The sequence below is a fragment of the Citrobacter sedlakii NBRC 105722 genome (assembly GCF_000759835.1).
Lineage (GTDB): Bacteria > Pseudomonadota > Gammaproteobacteria > Enterobacterales > Enterobacteriaceae > Citrobacter_A > Citrobacter_A sedlakii.
Genome location: NZ_BBNB01000004.1, coordinates 103,574 through 121,610, shown reverse-complemented (window position 1 = coordinate 121,610; position 18,037 = coordinate 103,574). Strand labels below are relative to the sequence as shown.

At 54.8% G+C, this 18,037-nt stretch carries 18 protein-coding genes; 11 read left to right on the top strand and 7 right to left on the bottom strand.

Annotation, left to right across the window (positions count from 1 at the left end):
• Positions 1-127: 127 nt before the first annotated feature.
• The 5 genes from yidC to CSE01S_RS23605 form a co-directional block, all read right to left on the bottom strand.
• The gene (yidC, locus tag CSE01S_RS09340; RefSeq protein WP_042287260.1) at positions 128-1,774 is read right to left on the bottom strand and encodes a membrane protein insertase YidC; all 1,647 of its coding nucleotides are present in this window, start codon (positions 1,772-1,774) and stop codon (positions 128-130) included.
• 2 nt (positions 1,775-1,776) lie between these two features.
• On the bottom strand, positions 1,777-2,034 hold the full coding sequence (gene yidD, locus CSE01S_RS09335; RefSeq protein WP_001307474.1) for a membrane protein insertion efficiency factor YidD: 258 nt from the start codon (positions 2,032-2,034) through the stop codon (positions 1,777-1,779).
• On the bottom strand, positions 1,998-2,357 hold the full coding sequence (rnpA, locus tag CSE01S_RS09330; RefSeq protein WP_042287256.1) for a ribonuclease P protein component: 360 nt from the start codon (positions 2,355-2,357) through the stop codon (positions 1,998-2,000). The genes yidD and rnpA overlap by 37 nt, the downstream gene beginning before the upstream one ends.
• A gap of 16 nt (positions 2,358-2,373) precedes the next feature.
• Positions 2,374-2,514, bottom strand: coding sequence for a 50S ribosomal protein L34 (gene rpmH, locus CSE01S_RS09325; RefSeq protein WP_000831330.1), 141 nt, complete (start codon positions 2,512-2,514; stop codon positions 2,374-2,376).
• Between the two features lie 228 nt (positions 2,515-2,742).
• Positions 2,743-2,823, bottom strand: a complete 81-nt coding sequence (locus tag CSE01S_RS23605; RefSeq protein WP_420245489.1) for a hypothetical protein — start codon at positions 2,821-2,823, stop codon at positions 2,743-2,745.
• Positions 2,824-3,119: 296 nt separating this feature from the next.
• Here CSE01S_RS23605 and dnaA point away from each other — a divergent pair, with 296 nt between their 5' ends.
• From dnaA to CSE01S_RS09275, 10 genes are all read left to right on the top strand, one after another.
• Positions 3,120-4,526: a chromosomal replication initiator protein DnaA gene (gene dnaA, locus CSE01S_RS09320; RefSeq protein ID WP_042287252.1), complete on the top strand. Its 1,407-nt coding sequence runs from the start codon at positions 3,120-3,122 to the stop codon at positions 4,524-4,526.
• 4 nt (positions 4,527-4,530) lie between these two features.
• Positions 4,531-5,631, top strand: a complete 1,101-nt coding sequence (gene dnaN, locus CSE01S_RS09315; protein WP_042287249.1) for a DNA polymerase III subunit beta — start codon at positions 4,531-4,533, stop codon at positions 5,629-5,631.
• Positions 5,632-5,778: 147 nt separating this feature from the next.
• Positions 5,779-6,852, top strand: coding sequence for a DNA replication/repair protein RecF (gene recF / locus CSE01S_RS09310; protein ID WP_042287247.1), 1,074 nt, complete (start codon positions 5,779-5,781; stop codon positions 6,850-6,852).
• A 28-nt stretch (positions 6,853-6,880) separates the two neighbouring features.
• Complete coding sequence (gene gyrB / locus CSE01S_RS09305) at positions 6,881-9,295, top strand: DNA topoisomerase (ATP-hydrolyzing) subunit B (RefSeq protein WP_042287244.1); 2,415 nt, start codon at positions 6,881-6,883, stop codon at positions 9,293-9,295.
• Between the two features lie 111 nt (positions 9,296-9,406).
• Positions 9,407-10,219: a sugar-phosphatase gene (gene yidA, locus CSE01S_RS09300; RefSeq protein ID WP_042287241.1), complete on the top strand. Its 813-nt coding sequence runs from the start codon at positions 9,407-9,409 to the stop codon at positions 10,217-10,219.
• Between the two features lie 269 nt (positions 10,220-10,488).
• Positions 10,489-11,178, top strand: coding sequence for a D-galactonate utilization transcriptional regulator DgoR (gene dgoR, locus CSE01S_RS09295; RefSeq protein ID WP_042287238.1), 690 nt, complete (start codon positions 10,489-10,491; stop codon positions 11,176-11,178).
• Positions 11,175-12,053, top strand: a complete 879-nt coding sequence (locus tag CSE01S_RS09290) for a 2-dehydro-3-deoxygalactonokinase (RefSeq protein WP_042287235.1) — start codon at positions 11,175-11,177, stop codon at positions 12,051-12,053. The genes dgoR and CSE01S_RS09290 overlap by 4 nt, the downstream gene beginning before the upstream one ends.
• Positions 12,037-12,654 carry a 2-dehydro-3-deoxy-6-phosphogalactonate aldolase gene (locus CSE01S_RS09285; RefSeq protein ID WP_042287232.1) on the top strand — a complete coding sequence of 206 codons (618 nt, stop codon included), beginning with the start codon at positions 12,037-12,039 and terminating at the stop codon, positions 12,652-12,654. The genes CSE01S_RS09290 and CSE01S_RS09285 overlap by 17 nt, the downstream gene beginning before the upstream one ends.
• Entirely contained in the window at positions 12,651-13,799 is a 1,149-nt protein-coding gene (gene dgoD, locus CSE01S_RS09280; RefSeq protein WP_042287229.1) for a galactonate dehydratase, read from the top strand. The genes CSE01S_RS09285 and dgoD overlap by 4 nt, the downstream gene beginning before the upstream one ends.
• Positions 13,800-13,875: 76 nt before the next feature.
• Positions 13,876-15,213: an MFS transporter gene (locus CSE01S_RS09275; protein WP_060569967.1), complete on the top strand. Its 1,338-nt coding sequence runs from the start codon at positions 13,876-13,878 to the stop codon at positions 15,211-15,213.
• Here the strand turns inward: CSE01S_RS09275 and cbrA are convergent.
• The gene (gene cbrA / locus CSE01S_RS09270; protein ID WP_042287224.1) at positions 15,210-16,316 is read right to left on the bottom strand and encodes a colicin M resistance lipid reductase CbrA; all 1,107 of its coding nucleotides are present in this window, start codon (positions 16,314-16,316) and stop codon (positions 15,210-15,212) included. The two genes, CSE01S_RS09275 and cbrA, sit on opposite strands and share 4 nt — an antisense overlap.
• A 99-nt stretch (positions 16,317-16,415) precedes the next feature.
• Between cbrA and CSE01S_RS09265 the strand changes: the two genes are divergently transcribed.
• A complete protein-coding gene (locus tag CSE01S_RS09265) occupies positions 16,416-17,642 on the top strand; it encodes a YidR family protein (protein ID WP_042287221.1) in 1,227 nt (408 codons plus the stop codon).
• On the opposite strand, the gene CSE01S_RS09260 is transcribed toward CSE01S_RS09265, so the two are convergent.
• Positions 17,643-17,975 (bottom strand): YceK/YidQ family lipoprotein, encoded by a 333-nt coding sequence (locus CSE01S_RS09260; RefSeq protein ID WP_042287219.1) that lies wholly within the window; start codon positions 17,973-17,975, stop codon positions 17,643-17,645.
• Positions 17,976-18,037: the final 62 nt, after the last annotated feature.

Here is an 18,037-nt window from a genome sequence, read left to right as displayed (position 1 = left end):
ATTAACTTTACCGTAGATTCTCGAAATAATTCAAGTTGCAGGAAGGCGGCAAGTTAGTGAGGCCCCAGGAACTGACTGGGGCGAACTAACGAAGCCAACGCATCTGCGGCTTGAAGAATGAAGATAATCAGGATTTTTTCTTTTCGCGGCTATGCAGGCCACGCTTCTCCAGACCACGGTAGATCAACTGCTGCTGGATAATGGTCACCAGGTTGCTGACGATATAGTACAGCACCAGACCTGACGGGAACCACAGGAAGAACACGGTGAAGATGACCGGCATAAAGGTCATGATCTTCTGCTGCATCGGGTCGGTCACGGTGGTCGGCGACATCTTCTGGATGAAGAACATCGTCACGCCCATCAGGATCGGCAGGATGTAGTACGGGTCCTGTGCGGACAGGTCATGGATCCACAGCGCGAACGGCGCGTGACGCAGCTCCACGGAACCCATCAACATGTAGTACAACGCCAGGAAGATAGGCATCTGGATCAGCAGCGGGAAGCAGCCGCCCAGCGGGTTAACCTTCTCAGCTTTGTACAGCGCCATCATCTCCTGGCTCTGACGCTGTTTGTCGTCGCCCAGACGCTCACGCATGGCCTGAATCTTCGGCTGCAGCATACGCATCTTCGCCATGGAGGTGTACTGCGCTTTGGTCAGCGGGTACATGATGCCACGAACGATAAAGGTGATGATGATGATCGAGAAGCCCCAGTTACCCACGAAGCTGTGGATCCACTTCAGCAGTTTGAACAGCGGTTGAGATATGAACCACAACCAACCGTAATCCACGGTCAGATCCAGGTGCGGTGCAACGGCCGCCATTTTATCCTGAATTTCCGGGCCAACCCACAGGGTGCTGGTCATCGCGCCAGTCTGACCAGGCTGTACCAGTACCGGCTGAGATTTATAGCCGATAGCCGCTACGCCGTTGCCCAGATTCGCGGTATAGAAGTTGTTGGTGCCGTCGTTACGCGGAACCCATGCCGTTGCGAAATACTGTTGCAACATTGCGACCCAACCGTCTTTAGCGTTGACGTTCAGGTTTTCGTTTTCAGCAATGGTGTCGAATTTGTATTTCTCATACTTCTCATCCGGCGTGGAGTACGCTGCGCCACGGAAAGTATGCAGCGCAAAGTTGCTGCTTCCGGTGTCACGATGAGACGGCAGATTGATGGATTGCTTCAACTGACCAAAGGTGGAGATCTCCAGCGGTTTCTCGCCGGCGTTCTGCACGCTGTAGTTGACGTTGACCGCATAGTCGCCACGTTTCAGGACGAACGTTTTCGTAAACGTGTTGCCTGCGGCGTCGGTATAGGTCATCGGGATCTGCAATTCGTTTTGACCGTCGGCCAGTACAAACGCGTCTTTTTCAACGTTGTACAGCGGACGCGGACCGTTAGCCGGGTTATCCGGGCCATCGCGACCGGTCAAACCACTCTGGGCCTGATAGATAAACTGTGGGGTAGTTTCCAGCAGTTGGAATGGTTCGCTGGAACCGAGCTCTTTCGGGTAAGCGGGCAGCAGGGCCTGTTCCACATCACCACCACGGGTGTTAATGGTCAGATCAAGCACGTCAGTCTTAACCGTAATCAGTTTCCCCTGGCCACTGGCCGGTACGCCCTGGTCGGCGGCGCTACCCGCTGCGGTGGTCGTTGTCTGCGTGGTCTGTTGGGTCTGGGGTTGCGGATTTTTATCCTGCTCCCAGGCTTGCCAGATCATGAAAGACACGAACAGCAAAGCGATGATAAGAAGATTGCGTTGCGAATCCATCGTTAGTGTTCTCTGGTATCAAATGGTCCGGGCGGGACGGGATCGTCACCACCAGGGTGTAAAGGGTGGCATTTTAATACGCGTTTCACCGTCAACCAACTGCCTTTTATCACTCCAAACCTGCGCAATGCCTCAATTCCGTAGCTTGAACAGGTTGGCGTGAAACGACAGTGCGGCCCAAGCAGCGGACTGATCAGGCGTTGATAGACCCGAATAAGGGCTATCAGGACCCGCGAGCCAGGCGACAGTGGCGGCGCCATAATTTTTCCAACGCTTCCGAGAGAGCACGGTTATCGAGGTCGGCAACCCCCTTTTTCGCCACCACCACGAAGTCCATTGCAGGAAGTTCGTGCTGACGCAGACGAAAGCTTTCACGCGTCAGACGTTTAATCCGATTGCGTTCATGGGCGCGTCGAACGTTTTTCTTGGCGACGGTAAGACCGATACGGGGATGCCCCAGCGAATTCAGGCGGCCGAGGATGGTGATTTGCGGCGTGCCAGCCCGTTGTGGCTGCTGGAAGACGAATGTGAAATGATTGGGAGTTAACAAACGTAACTCCCTGGGAAATGCGAGCTTAACCACTCAGGGGTTAGCTTTATTACTTGGAAACGGTCAGACGAGCGCGGCCTTTAGCACGACGACGTGCCAGAACCTGACGACCATTTTTAGTAGCCATACGAGCACGGAAGCCGTGAGAACGGTTGCGCTTCAGTACAGACGGTTGAAAAGTGCGTTTCATGGCGATTTCTACCTAAACTTGAATAAATTCACTGACTTTTGCGTATACCCGAACGAGTTTCGAACGACTTACGCCACAGTGTGGGTGATTAAAGAGGCCGGATTGTAATAATTGTACACTCCGGAGTCAATTCTCTTTCCTTAAATCCCTGCCTTTTTCCGCACCTTTTCGCACGAAAAACAGACAGCGTTGACGCCGTTTCACAGGCATCGCGCGACGGGTGGAGAATTATACGGACTGGTGGGTAAAGCGCAAGGATCGCCCGGGATCTTTATTAGATCGTTTAAGGCGTAAACCGTCTTTACTCATTAAATTTTCCGATATGGGCGCGAAATCGCCCTGATCCTCTCCAGGATCGTTTACACTTACCCCGTCTTGTGAAGACCTGTGGATAAATCGGGAAGAATCTGTGAGAAACAGAAGATCTCTTTCTCAGTTTACGCTATGATCCGCGGTCCCGATCGTTTCCAGAGATCCTGATCGGGTAAAATTGCAGATAGCAATTCGCACGTCACCCTTTGCATAGGGTCTTGTCGATGTGCGTCAACAATCATGAATGTTTCAGCCTTTGTCATTTATCGACTTTTGTTCGAGTGGAGTCCGCCGTGTCACTTTCGCTTTGGCAGCAGTGTCTTGCCCGATTGCAGGATGAGTTACCAGCCACAGAATTCAGTATGTGGATACGCCCGTTGCAGGCGGAACTGAGCGATAACACGCTGGCTTTGTATGCGCCAAACCGTTTTGTGCTCGATTGGGTAAGAGACAAGTATCTCAATAATATCAATGGGCTGCTGAATAATTTTTGCGGCGCTGACGCCCCGCAGCTACGCTTTGAGGTCGGGACGAAGCCGGTCACCCAGACGCTGAAGACGCCGGTCAATAACAATGTTGCCGCGCCCGCTCAGGTGGCTCAGGTACAACCACAGCGTCAGGAACCCGCGGCGGCGCCTCCCGGCTGGGACAACGTACCGGCCCCCGCTGAGCCTACCTACCGTTCTAACGTTAACGTGAAACACACGTTTGATAACTTCGTCGAAGGTAAATCTAACCAGCTGGCGCGCGCGGCGGCGCGTCAGGTGGCGGACAACCCTGGCGGCGCCTATAACCCGTTATTTCTGTATGGCGGCACCGGTCTGGGGAAAACCCACCTGTTGCACGCGGTAGGAAACGGTATTATGGCGCGCAAGCCCAACGCGAAAGTCGTGTATATGCACTCCGAACGCTTTGTGCAGGACATGGTGAAGGCCCTGCAAAACAACGCGATCGAAGAGTTCAAACGCTACTACCGTTCCGTTGACGCGCTGCTGATCGATGACATTCAGTTCTTTGCCAATAAAGAACGATCCCAGGAAGAATTTTTCCACACCTTTAACGCCTTGCTCGAAGGTAATCAGCAGATCATTTTGACGTCGGATCGTTATCCTAAAGAGATCAACGGCGTCGAGGATCGTTTGAAATCCCGTTTTGGTTGGGGGTTGACGGTGGCGATCGAACCACCTGAACTGGAAACCCGCGTGGCGATCCTGATGAAAAAGGCAGATGAAAACGACATTCGTCTGCCTGGCGAAGTGGCGTTCTTTATTGCCAAGCGACTGCGCTCTAACGTGCGTGAGCTGGAAGGGGCGCTGAACCGCGTGATTGCTAACGCCAACTTTACCGGTCGGGCGATCACCATCGACTTCGTTCGCGAAGCGCTGCGCGATCTGCTGGCGTTGCAGGAAAAACTGGTCACTATCGACAATATTCAGAAGACAGTGGCGGAATATTACAAAATCAAGATTGCGGATCTGCTGTCCAAGCGTCGTTCTCGCTCGGTAGCGCGTCCGCGTCAGATGGCGATGGCGCTGGCCAAAGAGCTTACCAACCACAGTCTGCCGGAGATTGGCGACGCGTTTGGCGGGCGTGACCACACCACCGTACTCCACGCCTGCCGCAAGATTGAGCAGTTGCGTGAAGAAAGCCATGATATTAAAGAAGATTTCTCCAATTTAATCAGAACATTATCTTCGTGACGCTATGAAATTTACCGTTGAACGTGAACATTTATTAAAACCGCTTCAGCAGGTCAGCGGCCCGCTGGGCGGTCGTCCTACGCTGCCGATTCTCGGTAACCTGTTGCTGCAGGTGGCTGACGGTACGCTTTCGCTGACCGGTACCGATCTTGAAATGGAAATGGTGGCGCGCGTTGCGTTGATTCAACCGCATGAGCCTGGCGCGACCACTGTCCCGGCACGCAAATTCTTTGATATTTGCCGTGGCCTGCCGGAAGGCGCTGAAATCGCCGTTCAACTGGAAGGCGATCGCATGCTGGTGCGCTCTGGTCGCAGCCGATTTTCGCTTTCCACCCTGCCTGCCGCCGACTTCCCGAATCTGGACGACTGGCAGAGCGAGGTCGAATTCACGTTGCCGCAGGCGACGATGAAACGTCTGATTGAGGCCACGCAATTCTCCATGGCGCATCAGGATGTGCGTTACTATTTAAACGGTATGCTGTTCGAAACTGAAGGTGAAGAGCTGCGTACGGTGGCGACCGATGGTCACCGTCTGGCGGTCTGCTCCATGCCGATCGGCCAGTCGCTGCCGAGTCATTCAGTGATCGTGCCGCGTAAAGGCGTGATTGAACTGATGCGTATGCTCGACGGCGGCGAAAACCCGCTGCATGTGCAGATCGGTAGCAACAACATCCGCGCTCATGTGGGCGACTTTATCTTTACGTCCAAGCTGGTGGATGGCCGCTTCCCTGACTACCGTCGCGTGTTGCCGAAAAATCCGGATAAACATCTGGAAGCCGGCTGCGATATTCTTAAGCAGGCGTTTGCCCGTGCGGCGATCCTCTCGAACGAAAAGTTCCGCGGCGTGCGCCTGTACGTGAGTGAAAACCAGCTCAAAATTACCGCCAATAACCCGGAACAGGAAGAAGCAGAAGAAATTCTGGATGTGACTTATCCGGGAACGGAAATGGAGATCGGCTTTAACGTCAGCTACGTGTTGGATGTGCTGAATGCGCTGAAGTGTGAAACCGTGCGCATTATGCTGACCGACTCCGTCTCCAGCGTACAGATTGAAGATGCCGCATCACAAAGCGCGGCATACGTCGTCATGCCTATGAGACTTTAGTGAAAAATATCGGGCTATCTTGCTTGCCATTATCAACCTGGGCTGTGCTCGCCCCTGTCACGTACTTCGTGTACGCTTCAGGGTTTGTGCGCAGTCCGCGTTGAAACTGGCTGCGCCGATTACGCCCTGGCCCGAAGAAACCCTGATATGTCACTGACGCGCCTTTTAATCAAAGACTTCCGCAATATCGAAAGCGCGGATCTCGCTTTATCCCCCGGCTTTAACTTCCTGGTTGGCGCCAACGGCAGCGGCAAAACCAGCGTGCTCGAAGCCATCTATACGCTCGGCCATGGCCGGGCGTTTCGCAGTTTGCAGCCAGGCCGCGTGATTCGCCATGAACAGGACGCGTTTGTTCTGCATGGACGTTTGCAGGGCGCAGAGCGGGAAACCGCCATCGGCCTGACCAAAGACAAACAGGGCGACAGCAAAGTGCGCATCGATGGCACCGACGGTCACAAGGTCGCGGAGCTGGCGCACCTGATGCCAATGCAACTGATTACCCCCGAGGGGTTTACTTTGCTCAATGGCGGCCCCAAATACAGAAGAGCGTTCCTCGATTGGGGATGCTTTCACAACGACACCGGATTCTTTACCGCCTGGAGCAACCTGAAGCGGCTGCTGAAACAGCGTAACGCCGCGCTGCGCCAGGTGAGTCGTTACGAACAACTGCGTCCGTGGGATAAAGAACTCATTCCGCTGGCGGAACAAATCAGCACCTGGCGCGCTGCGTACAGCGCCGGTATCGCACAGGATATGGCGGACACCTGCCAGCAGTTCCTTCCTGAATTCACGCTCTCGTTCTCTTTCCAGCGCGGCTGGGAGAAAGAGACGGAGTATGCCGAGGTGCTGGAGCGCGGTTTCGAACGCGACCGCATGTTGACTTACACCGCGCACGGTCCGCACAAAGCGGATTTTCGCATTCGCGCCGATGGCGCGCCGGTGGAAGATACCTTGTCGCGTGGGCAGCTTAAGCTGCTAATGTGCGCCTTACGTCTGGCGCAAGGCGAATACCTCACCCGCGAGAGCGGGCGGCGGTGTTTGTACCTGATAGATGATTTTGCCTCTGAACTTGATGATGCGCGTCGCGGGCTGCTGGCCAGCCGCTTAAAAGCGACGCAATCGCAGGTCTTCGTCAGCGCAATCAGCGCTGAACACGTTCTGGACATGTCGGATGAAAATTCGAAGATGTTTACCGTGGAAAAGGGTAAAATAACGGATTAACCCAAGATTAAATGAGCGAGAAACGTTGATGTCGAATTCTTATGACTCCTCCAGTATCAAAGTCCTGAAAGGACTCGATGCGGTGCGTAAGCGCCCGGGTATGTATATCGGCGACACGGATGACGGCACCGGTCTGCACCACATGGTATTTGAGGTGGTAGATAACGCTATCGACGAAGCGCTCGCGGGTCACTGTAAAGACATTATCGTCACGATCCATGCTGACAACTCCGTTTCCGTACAGGATGACGGGCGTGGCATCCCGACCGGTATCCATCCGGAAGAGGGCGTCTCGGCGGCGGAAGTGATCATGACCGTCCTGCACGCAGGCGGTAAATTCGATGATAACTCCTATAAAGTGTCCGGCGGTCTGCACGGCGTTGGTGTTTCCGTGGTAAACGCCCTGTCCCAGAAACTGGAACTGGTTATCCAGCGCGATAACAAAATCCACCGTCAGATTTATGAGCACGGCGTACCGCAGGCTCCGCTGGCGGTGACCGGCGATACCGACAAAACCGGTACGATGGTCCGTTTCTGGCCAAGCCTGGAAACCTTCACCAACGTCACTGAGTTCGAATACGAGATCCTGGCGAAACGTCTGCGTGAGCTGTCCTTCCTCAACTCTGGCGTCTCTATTCGCTTGAAAGACAAGCGAGACGGTAAAGAAGACCACTTCCACTATGAAGGCGGCATCAAGGCGTTCGTTGAGTATCTGAACAAAAACAAAACGCCGATTCACCCGAATATCTTCTATTTTTCTACAGAAAAAGACGGTATCGGCGTGGAAGTGGCATTGCAGTGGAACGACGGTTTCCAGGAAAACATCTACTGCTTTACCAACAATATTCCGCAGCGTGACGGCGGTACACACCTTGCGGGCTTCCGGGCGGCGATGACCCGTACCCTGAACGCCTACATGGACAAAGAAGGTTACAGCAAAAAAGCCAAAGTCAGCGCCACCGGCGACGACGCCCGTGAAGGCCTGATTGCCGTGGTGTCCGTGAAGGTGCCGGATCCGAAGTTCTCCTCCCAGACCAAAGACAAGCTGGTGTCGTCTGAGGTGAAATCGGCGGTGGAACAGCAGATGAACGAACTGCTGAGCGAATACCTGCTGGAAAATCCGTCTGACGCGAAAATCGTTGTCGGTAAGATTATCGACGCGGCGCGCGCCCGTGAAGCGGCGCGCCGCGCCCGTGAAATGACTCGCCGTAAAGGCGCGCTGGACTTAGCCGGTCTGCCGGGTAAGCTGGCGGACTGTCAGGAACGCGACCCGGCGCTGTCCGAACTGTACCTCGTGGAAGGGGACTCCGCGGGCGGCTCTGCGAAGCAGGGGCGTAACCGCAAGAACCAGGCGATTCTGCCGCTGAAGGGGAAAATTCTTAACGTCGAGAAAGCGCGTTTCGACAAGATGCTCTCTTCGCAGGAAGTGGCCACGCTTATCACCGCGCTGGGCTGCGGTATTGGTCGCGACGAGTACAACCCGGACAAACTGCGCTATCACAGCATCATCATCATGACCGATGCGGACGTCGACGGCTCGCACATCCGTACGCTGCTGTTGACCTTCTTCTACCGTCAGATGCCGGAAATCGTCGAGCGCGGGCACGTCTACATTGCTCAGCCGCCGCTGTACAAAGTGAAGAAAGGCAAGCAGGAACAGTACATTAAAGACGATGAGGCGATGGATCAGTACCAGATCTCCATCGCGCTGGACGGTGCGACGCTGCATGCCAACGCCAGCGCGCCGGCGCTGTCCGGTGAAGCGTTAGAAAAACTGGTGTCTGAGTACAATGCGACGCAAAAAATGATTGGTCGTATGGAGCGTCGTTTCCCGAAAGCACTGCTGAAAGAGCTGGTTTATCAGCCGACGCTGGTGGAAGCCGATCTTTCTGACGAGCAGAAAGTGACTCGTTGGGTGAACGCGCTGATCACCGAGCTGAACGAGAAAGAGCAGCACGGCAGCATGTGGAAGTTCGACATTCAGCACAATGCGGAACAGAACCTCTACGAGCCGATCGTCCGGGTACGTACTCACGGCGTGGATACCGACTATCCGCTGGATCATGAGTTTGTGACCGGTGCGGAATACCGTCGCATCTGCACGCTGGGCGAGAAACTGCGTGGCCTGATCGAAGACGACGCATTTATCGAACGTGGCGAACGTCGTCAGCCGGTTGCCAGCTTCGAGCAGGCGCTGGACTGGTTGGTGAAAGAGTCTCGTCGTGGCCTCGCTATTCAGCGTTATAAAGGTCTGGGCGAGATGAACCCGGAACAGCTGTGGGAAACCACCATGGACCCGGAAAGCCGTCGTATGCTGCGCGTTACCGTGAAAGATGCGATTGCCGCCGATCAGCTGTTTACCACGCTGATGGGCGATGCCGTCGAACCGCGTCGCGCCTTTATCGAAGAAAACGCCCTGAAAGCGGCGAACATCGATATTTAATCGGACCACAAAAGGGGAAATCCGTTTCCCCTTTCAATCCTCCTTTTGATAGCTGTTTTTTGAGCGGAATCGCGTTAGCATGAGTCAGGACTCATTTAATGCGGGGAATTCATGGCTATCAAACTCATTGCTATCGATATGGATGGCACCCTTCTGCTGCCCGATCACACCATTTCGCCTGCGGTAAAAAACGCGATTGCCGCTGCCCGGGAAAAGGGGGTCAACGTAGTGTTAACCACCGGTCGTCCCTATGCTGGTGTACACAGCTACCTGAAAGAACTCCATATGGAACAGCCTGGCGACTACTGCATCACGTATAACGGCGCGCTGGTGCAGAAAGCTGGCGATGGCAGTACTGTTGCGCAAACAGCGCTAAGCTACGACGATTACCGTTACCTGGAAAACCTCTCCCGCGAAGTGGGTTCACACTTTCACGCCCTGGATCGCAACACGTTATATACCGCCAACCGTGACATAAGTTATTACACCGTGCATGAGTCCTACGTTGCGACCATTCCGCTGGTGTTCTGTGAAGCGGAAAAAATGGACCCGGCAACCCAGTTCCTGAAAGTGATGATGATTGACGAGCCCGCGATCCTCGATAAAGCCATTTCCCGCATTCCGGCAGAGGTGAAAGAGAAGTACACGGTACTGAAAAGTGCGCCGTACTTCCTCGAAATCCTGGATAAACGCGTCAATAAAGGCACCGGCGTGAAGTCGCTGGCCGATGCGCTGGAGATCAAGCCGGAAGAGATTATGGCGATTGGCGATCAGGAAAATGATATCGCCATGATTGAATACGCTGGTATGGGCGTGGCGATGGACAACGCTATACCGTCGGTGAAAGAGATCGCCAACTTTGTCACCAAATCCAATCTGGAAGACGGCGTGGCATACGCAATTGAAAAGTTTGTGCTGAATTAATGCCTAAGCGTTAACACGCGAGCCGTTATTCGGCAAACAACCCCACCCGCATTTATTGCGGGTTTTTTTATGTCTTTCGTTTCTCTCTCATAACATTTTTATTACCGATTGTCGTTTTTGTGATCTAAATTGTAGTACAACATAATGGTGTTGTACTACAGTGCGCGCATGGCAATGACGAATGGCGTCACGTTAGTACTACAAAATTGAGGCGAATTTCAGCGGTAACGGTAAAGTAGAGCGGTACATTCAGAGCAGAAGGACTTTTCATGACTCTCAATAAAACCGATCGCATCGTTATCACGCTGGGCAAACAGATTGTTAGCGGTAAGTACGTACCTGGTTCAGCGCTTCCGGCAGAAGCGGAGCTGTGTGAGGAATTTGAAACCTCACGCAACATCATCCGCGAAGTGTTCCGTTCGCTGATGGCGAAACGCCTTATTGAAATGAAGCGTTATCGCGGGGCGTTTGTTACGCCACGTAATCAGTGGAATTACCTTGATACTGACGTCCTGCAATGGGTACTGGAAAACGACTACGACCCGCGCCTGATTAGCGCAATGAGTGAAGTGCGTAACCTGGTCGAACCGGCTATAGCACGCTGGGCAGCGGAACGCGCGACCTCAAGCGATCTGGCGGAAATCGAGTCGGCGCTCAATGACATGATCGCCAACAACCAGGATCGGGATGCCTTCAATGAAGCGGATATTCGCTACCACGAGGCGGTGTTGCAGTCGGTACATAACCCGGTTTTACAGCAGCTTAGCGTGGCGATTAGCTCGCTACAGCGGGCAGTTTTTGAACGGACCTGGATGGGCGATGAGGCCAACATGCCAAAAACGCTCCAGGAACATAAGGCGCTATTCGATGCAATACGGCATCAGGATAGCGATGCGGCAGAGCAGGCGGCCTTAACCATGATCGCCAGCTCGACACGAAGGCTCAAGGAAATCACATGACAGCACGCTACATCGCAATTGACTGGGGATCGACCAATCTGCGCGCCTGGCTATATCAGGGCGAGCAGTGCCTGGAGAGCAGGCAATCCGAAGCGGGCGTAACGCGTCTGAACGGTAAATCCCCGGAGGCGGTGTTAGCGGAAGTGACCGATGCCTGGCGCGACGGCGCTACGCCGGTGGTGATGGCGGGAATGATCGGCAGTAACGTGGGCTGGAAAATCGCCCCTTATTTACCGGTACCCGCCTGTTTCTCGGCCATTGGCGAGCATGTAACGTCTGTTGGCGACAATATCTGGATTATTCCCGGGCTTAGCGTTTCGCGCGAGGATAATCATAACGTGATGCGTGGCGAAGAAACCCAACTGCTGGGCGCCCGTACGCTCTCCCCTTCCGCTGTCTATGTCATGCCCGGAACCCACTGCAAATGGGTGCAGACCGATGCTGAGCAAATCCACGATTTTCGCACTGTGATGACAGGAGAACTGCATCACCTGCTGCTGCGTCATTCGCTGGTGGGCGCAGGTTTGCCTGATCAGGTTCCGTCTCCGGAGGCGTTCAGCGCCGGTCTGGAGCGCGGTCTCAACTCGCCTGACGTTCTGCCAAAACTCTTTGAAGTTCGCGCTTCCCACGTGCTGGGAAGCCTGCCGCGAGAGCAGGTCAGCGAATTTTTATCCGGCCTGCTGATTGGCGCGGAAGTCGCCAGTATGGGCGATTTTATCCCAGGCGAGCAGGCCATCACCCTTGTTGCTGGCTCATCGCTGACCGCGCGCTATCAGCAGGCATTTCACGCTGTCGGGCGCGAGGTGGCGACGGTAGCCGGCGATACGGCATTTCAGGCAGGTATAAGGAGCATCGCACATGCAGTGGCAAACTGATCTTCCGCTAATCGCGATTCTACGCGGCATTACGCCCGACGAAGCGCTGGCACACGTCGGCGCGGTCATCGACGCCGGTTTCGATGCGGTTGAAATTCCACTTAACTCTCCGCAATGGGAAAAAAGCATTCCGACAGTCGTCGATGCGTTTGGTAACAGGGCGCTGATCGGGGCCGGAACAGTACTTAAACCCGAACAGGTAGACCAGCTCGCACAGTGGGGATGCAGGCTGATTGTTACGCCAAATATCAACCCAGACGTGATTCGCCGCGCGATGGGCTACGGCATGACCGTCTGCCCGGGATGCGCTACGGCCACAGAAGCCTTTACCGCTCTCGATTCGGGCGCGCAGTCTCTCAAAATTTTCCCGTCGTCGGCCTTTGGCCCGGATTACATCAAAGCGCTGAAAGCGGTCTTACCTCCCAGCGTGCCGGTCTTTGCCGTGGGCGGCGTAACGCCGGAAAACCTGACGCAGTGGATAAACGCAGGCTGTGTGGGGGCGGGGCTGGGCAGCGATCTCTATCGTGCGGGTCAGTCAGTGGAACGTACCGCGCAGCAGGCGGCAGCATTTGTTAAAGCGTATCGAGAGGCAGTGAAATGAAGATAACGAAAATCACCACGTACCGTTTACCTCCGCGGTGGATGTTCCTGAAAATCGAAACCGATGAAGGCGTAGTTGGCTGGGGCGAACCGGTCATTGAAGGACGCGCGCGCACGGTGGAAGCGGCAGTCCATGAATTTGGCGATTACCTGATTGGTCAGGATCCAGCGCGTATCAACGATTTGTGGCAGGTCATGTACCGGGCCGGGTTTTACCGCGGCGGCCCGATCATGATGAGCGCCATCGCCGGTATTGACCAGGCGTTATGGGATATCAAAGGGAAAGTGCTGAACGCGCCGGTATGGCAACTGATGGGCGGTCTGGTGCGGGATAAAATCAAAGCCTACAGCTGGGTCGGCGGCGACCGTCCTGCAGAGGTGATTGATGGCATCAATAAGCTGCGTGGGATTGGTTTTGACACCTTCAAACTCAATGGCTGCGAAGAGCTGGGCGTTATCGACAATTCTCGGGCGATAGACCGCGCCGTCAATACCGTGGCGCAAATCCGTGAAGCCTTTGGCAGCGAAATTGAGTTTGGCCTGGACTTCCACGGTCGCGTCAGCGCGCCGATGGCAAAAGTGCTAATTAAAGAGCTGGAGCCGTATCGCCCGCTGTTTATTGAGGAGCCGGTACTGGCCGAGCAGGCGGAATACTATCCGAAACTGGCAGAACAGACGCACATTCCGATCGCGGCAGGTGAACGTATGTTCTCGCGCTTTGAGTTCAAACGCGTGCTGGAAGCCGGCGGCATTGCGATATTACAGCCCGATCTCTCCCACGCGGGCGGCATCACTGAATGCTACAAGATTGCCGGGATGGCGGAAGCGTACGATGTGGCCCTGGCGCCGCACTGCCCGCTTGGACCCATCGCACTGGCGGCCTGTCTGCATGTGGATTTTGTCTCCCGCAACGCGGTGTTCCAGGAGCAAAGCATGGGTATTCACTACAACCAGGGCGCGGAGCTGCTCGACTTTGTGAAGAATAAAGAAGACTTCAACATGGAAGGCGGTTTCTTCAGGCCATTAATGAAACCGGGTCTGGGCGTAGAAATTGATGAAGCGAAGGTCATCGAGCTGAGCAAAAATGCGCCGGACTGGCGTAATCCTTTATGGCGTCATGAAGACGGCAGCGTAGCGGAGTGGTAATACGCGCCATACTTCGCGCATTCCGGTTACGTTTTTAATTAAAAAAATTAAACACACCCTCTGTAAATTACAGGGCATGGTGAGCGGCTTCGCTATGCCCAAAATCTGGAGACAGATTGCGATGGATATTCCAGTTACTGCTGCAAAAACCGGGCGTCGTCGTTATGTGACGCTGATTATGATCTTTATTACCGTGGTGATTTGCTATGTTGACCGTGCCAACCTTGCCGTGGCTTCAGCGCATATCCAGGAGGAGTTTGGCATCAGCAAAGCGGAAATGGGCTATGTTTTCTCGGCGTTTGCCTGGCTGTATACGCTGTGCCAAATCCCCGGCGGCTGGTTCCTTGACCGCGTGGGGTCGCGCCTGACTTACTTTATTGCCATTCTCGGCTGGTCGGTGGCGACCCTGTTCCAGGGATTCGCGACCGGATTGCTGTCGCTGATTGGCCTGCGTGCGATTACCGGGATTTTCGAAGCGCCCGCTTTCCCTACCAACAACCGGATGGTGACCAGTTGGTTCCCGGAGCATGAACGTGCTTCCGCTGTGGGTTTTTACACCTCAGGGCAGTTTGTCGGCCTGGCATTCCTCACCCCACTCCTTATCTGGATCCAGGAGCTGCTGAGCTGGCACTGGGTGTTTATCGTCACTGGCGGGATTGGCATTATCTGGTCGCTGATCTGGTTTAAGGTCTACCAGCCGCCGCGCCTGACCAAAAGTATCAGCAAAGCGGAACTGGACTATATTCGTGACGGCGGCGGCCTGGTGGACGGCGACGCGCCGGTGAAGAAAGAGGCGCGCCAGCCGCTGAGCAAAGCCGACTGGAAATTGGTGTTTCACCGCAAGCTGGTGGGCGTCTATCTGGGGCAGTTTGCGGTAACCTCGACGCTGTGGTTCTTTTTGACCTGGTTTCCGAACTACCTGACGCAGGAAAAAGGCATCACTGCCCTGAAAGCCGGTTTTATGACGACGGTGCCTTTCCTCGCCGCGTTCTTCGGTGTCCTGCTTTCCGGCTGGCTGGCAGACAAACTGGTGAAAAAAGGCTTCTCCCTCGGCGTGGCGCGTAAAACGCCGATTATCTGCGGCCTGTTAATCTCAACCTGTATTATGGGGGCTAACTACACCAACGATCCGGTCTGGATTATGACTCTGATGGCGCTGGCCTTCTTTGGCAATGGGTTTGCCTCTATCACCTGGTCGCTGGTTTCATCGCTTGCCCCGATGCGACTGATCGGCCTGACCGGCGGCGTTTTTAACTTTGTCGGTGGGCTCGGCGGGATCACCGTACCGCTGGTTATTGGTTACCTGGCGCAGGATTACGGCTTTGGCCCGGCGCTGGTCTATATTTCAGCCGTTGCCCTGGTGGGCGCCCTTTCTTATATCCTGCTGGTGGGGGATGTAAAACGCGTCGGTTAAGGCGTGTTTACCAGCCTGCCAGCGTTAACGGTGGGCTGGTCATCCTGCGTTACGGGAATATGCGCCACGCCGCTTTGCATGATCCACCTACGGGTCATCGCCGAGGTTAATACCCGACTCTTCAGGATTTTGCCATACAGCTTAATGCGTAATTTGCGGGTCGCTTTTCGGTAAGCGCTATTTTTGTCCGCTGTTTCCTGCCCGAAAATACCGTGAAGGATCTCCGCGCTGTCCAGCGCATAGCTGATGCCTTCCAGCGAGCTGGCGCTGATAAATCCTGCCGCTTCGCCAATCAGAAAGGCATTCTCTTTACCGCAGACGAAGTCCGCCCAGCGCGACGGGAACAGAACCGTGCATTTCTCGCTTTTTACCGGTTTGCCGAAGCGGAACTGAAATACTTCCATCCTGGCTTTTAATGCTTCAAAACGGGCTTGTCCGTCCTTCATCGGATACGCCCCGCCAAAGATAAAATAGCCATCCTTACTGATGCTCCAGGAATAACAGTCCGTGGCGGCGTTATCGAAAATGCAGGAATAAAACGGCACCGGATGGCTTTCCGCAAACCACTGCTGGATAGCGACGTATTTGCGAATCCGATGTTGTGGATAAAGAGCACGGCGTACCAGTGAGTTTGCGCCATCGGCACCGACCAGATAGCGGGCGCTAATCTGCTGCTCCCAGCCGTCGGCGCGAAAAATAACGTGCCATTTGCCCTCTTCCCGCCAGACTTTACGGCACAGGCTGTCGTGGTAAACCTGCACATCGTCAGGGATCAGCGACTTCATCCATAAATCAAAGGTATGGCGATTAATGTTGATGTAACTGCGCGGGTAGTTACGTGTGAGGACTGCGTCAACGTCTACCGTCTTAACGCTGAATATTTGCGGATTAGCGATCACGTCCACAGGGAGCGTCATTCCGTCGCGAATAAATGAACGTTGTGCATCTGGCGCCAGCAGGCCGCCGCAAGGTTTAGTAAAGCCTTCGTTTCCGCACTGACGCTTTTTATCCAGCGCGATGACCCGCATCTTACCGCTTAACTTACGCGCCAGGGCTGCGCCCGCCGGGCCAAGGCCAATAATCGCAACGTCGAAATGTTCCATCTTTCTGTCCGCAAAAATAAAGATGACGCTACGCTAAAGCCTGAAAGTGAAGTCCTTGTGAAGTATGATGAGCAAAATCGTTTTGCAACGGGCTAACTCATGAAGCAAGTCACCTTTACGCCGCGTCATCATCAGCTGACCAATATCAATACCTGGACGCCGGACAGCAGCTGGCTGGTTTTTGATGTTCGCCCGTCCGGCGCGTCGTTTACGGGAGATACCATTGAGCGGGTCAATATACATACCGCTGAGCGGGAGGTGATTTACCGTGCCGATCGGGGGGCGCACGTTGGCGTCGTGACCGTTCATCCGCAGGTTGAAAAATATGTGTTCATTCACGGACCGGAGCATCCGGATGCGCACTGGCAGTACGATTTTCATCACCGTCGCGGAGTCATCGCTGAAGCGGGAAGCGTGTCGACTCTTGATGCGATGGACATCACCGCGCCCTGGACGCCTGGCGCGTTGCGTGGCGGCAGTCATGTCCATGTGTTTAGCCCGAACGGGAAATTTGTCAGCTTTACCTATAACGATCATGTGCTTCATGAGCGCGACCTGGCGCTGGATTTACGCAACGTTGGCGTCGCGACGCCGTATGGTCCGGTTACTGTTTCCGCAGAGCATCCCCGTGAGTACAGCGGCAGCCACTGGTGTGTGCTGGTCAGTCAGACCACGCCTTCGCCACAGCCGGGTAGCGATGAAATCAACCGCGCCTACGAAGAAGGCTGGGTGGGCAACGCTGCGCTGGCGTTTATTGGCGACACGCTTTCCGTGACGGGCGAAAAGGTGCCGGAACTGTTTCTGGTCGATCTCCCTCAGGATGAGGCGTGCTGGAAAACCCCCGGCGACGCGCCGTTGGAAGGAACGGCGTCAACCTTGCCCGCGCCGCCGCGCGGCGTGAATCAGCGTCGCCTGACGTTCACCCACTCGCGTCGTTTCCCGGGGCTGGTCAACGTGCCGCGCCACTGGGTACGTAGCAATCCACAGGGAAGCGAAATTGCCTTTTTGATGCGCGATGATAAAGGGATTGTGCAGCTCTGGCTTATTCCGGCGCAGGGTGGCGAACCGCGGCAGTTGACGCGCCATGCTACGGGCATACAGTCTGCGTTTAACTGGCATCCGTCGGGAAAATGGCTGGGATTTGTGCTGGATAACCGCATCGCCTGCTGCGATGCGCAAAACGGGGTGACGACGTTTCTGACCCAGCAACACGGGAATCCGCCGTCTGCGGATGCCGTCGTGTTCTCGCCGGATGGCAAGTGGGTGGCATGGATGGAAGACGTTGACGGTTTCCGGCAGCTTTGGGTGACAGAAACCAGTCTGTAATTATTGTACGGGCATTCTGGCTGGCGGGATCACGGCATTGGTGGCCTGAGTGCTCTCCTCGCTTTTTTCAACGCGCGACCTGACCGAGCTGTCTTTGCGGAACAAATCCCACGGCAAAAGAATCGTGTCCATTACCGCGGTAAAAGGCATATCCAGAACCGCCAGCGATTTGGTGCCCCAGTTGGTTTCATCGTCGCCAATCATCGCGGCGCTGGCGCGCGTGCCTGGGTAAGTTCCCTCTTTACCGCCAGTATGTGACATTACGCTGGAGCAACCGCTCAGTATAACCATCCCACTGCACATCATCAGCGTTAACAACACATTTCTTATCATGATTTATTCATCTATTGATTATGGGTGTTTGCATGATGAGTTATAGCTGTCCCTTGCCAGAA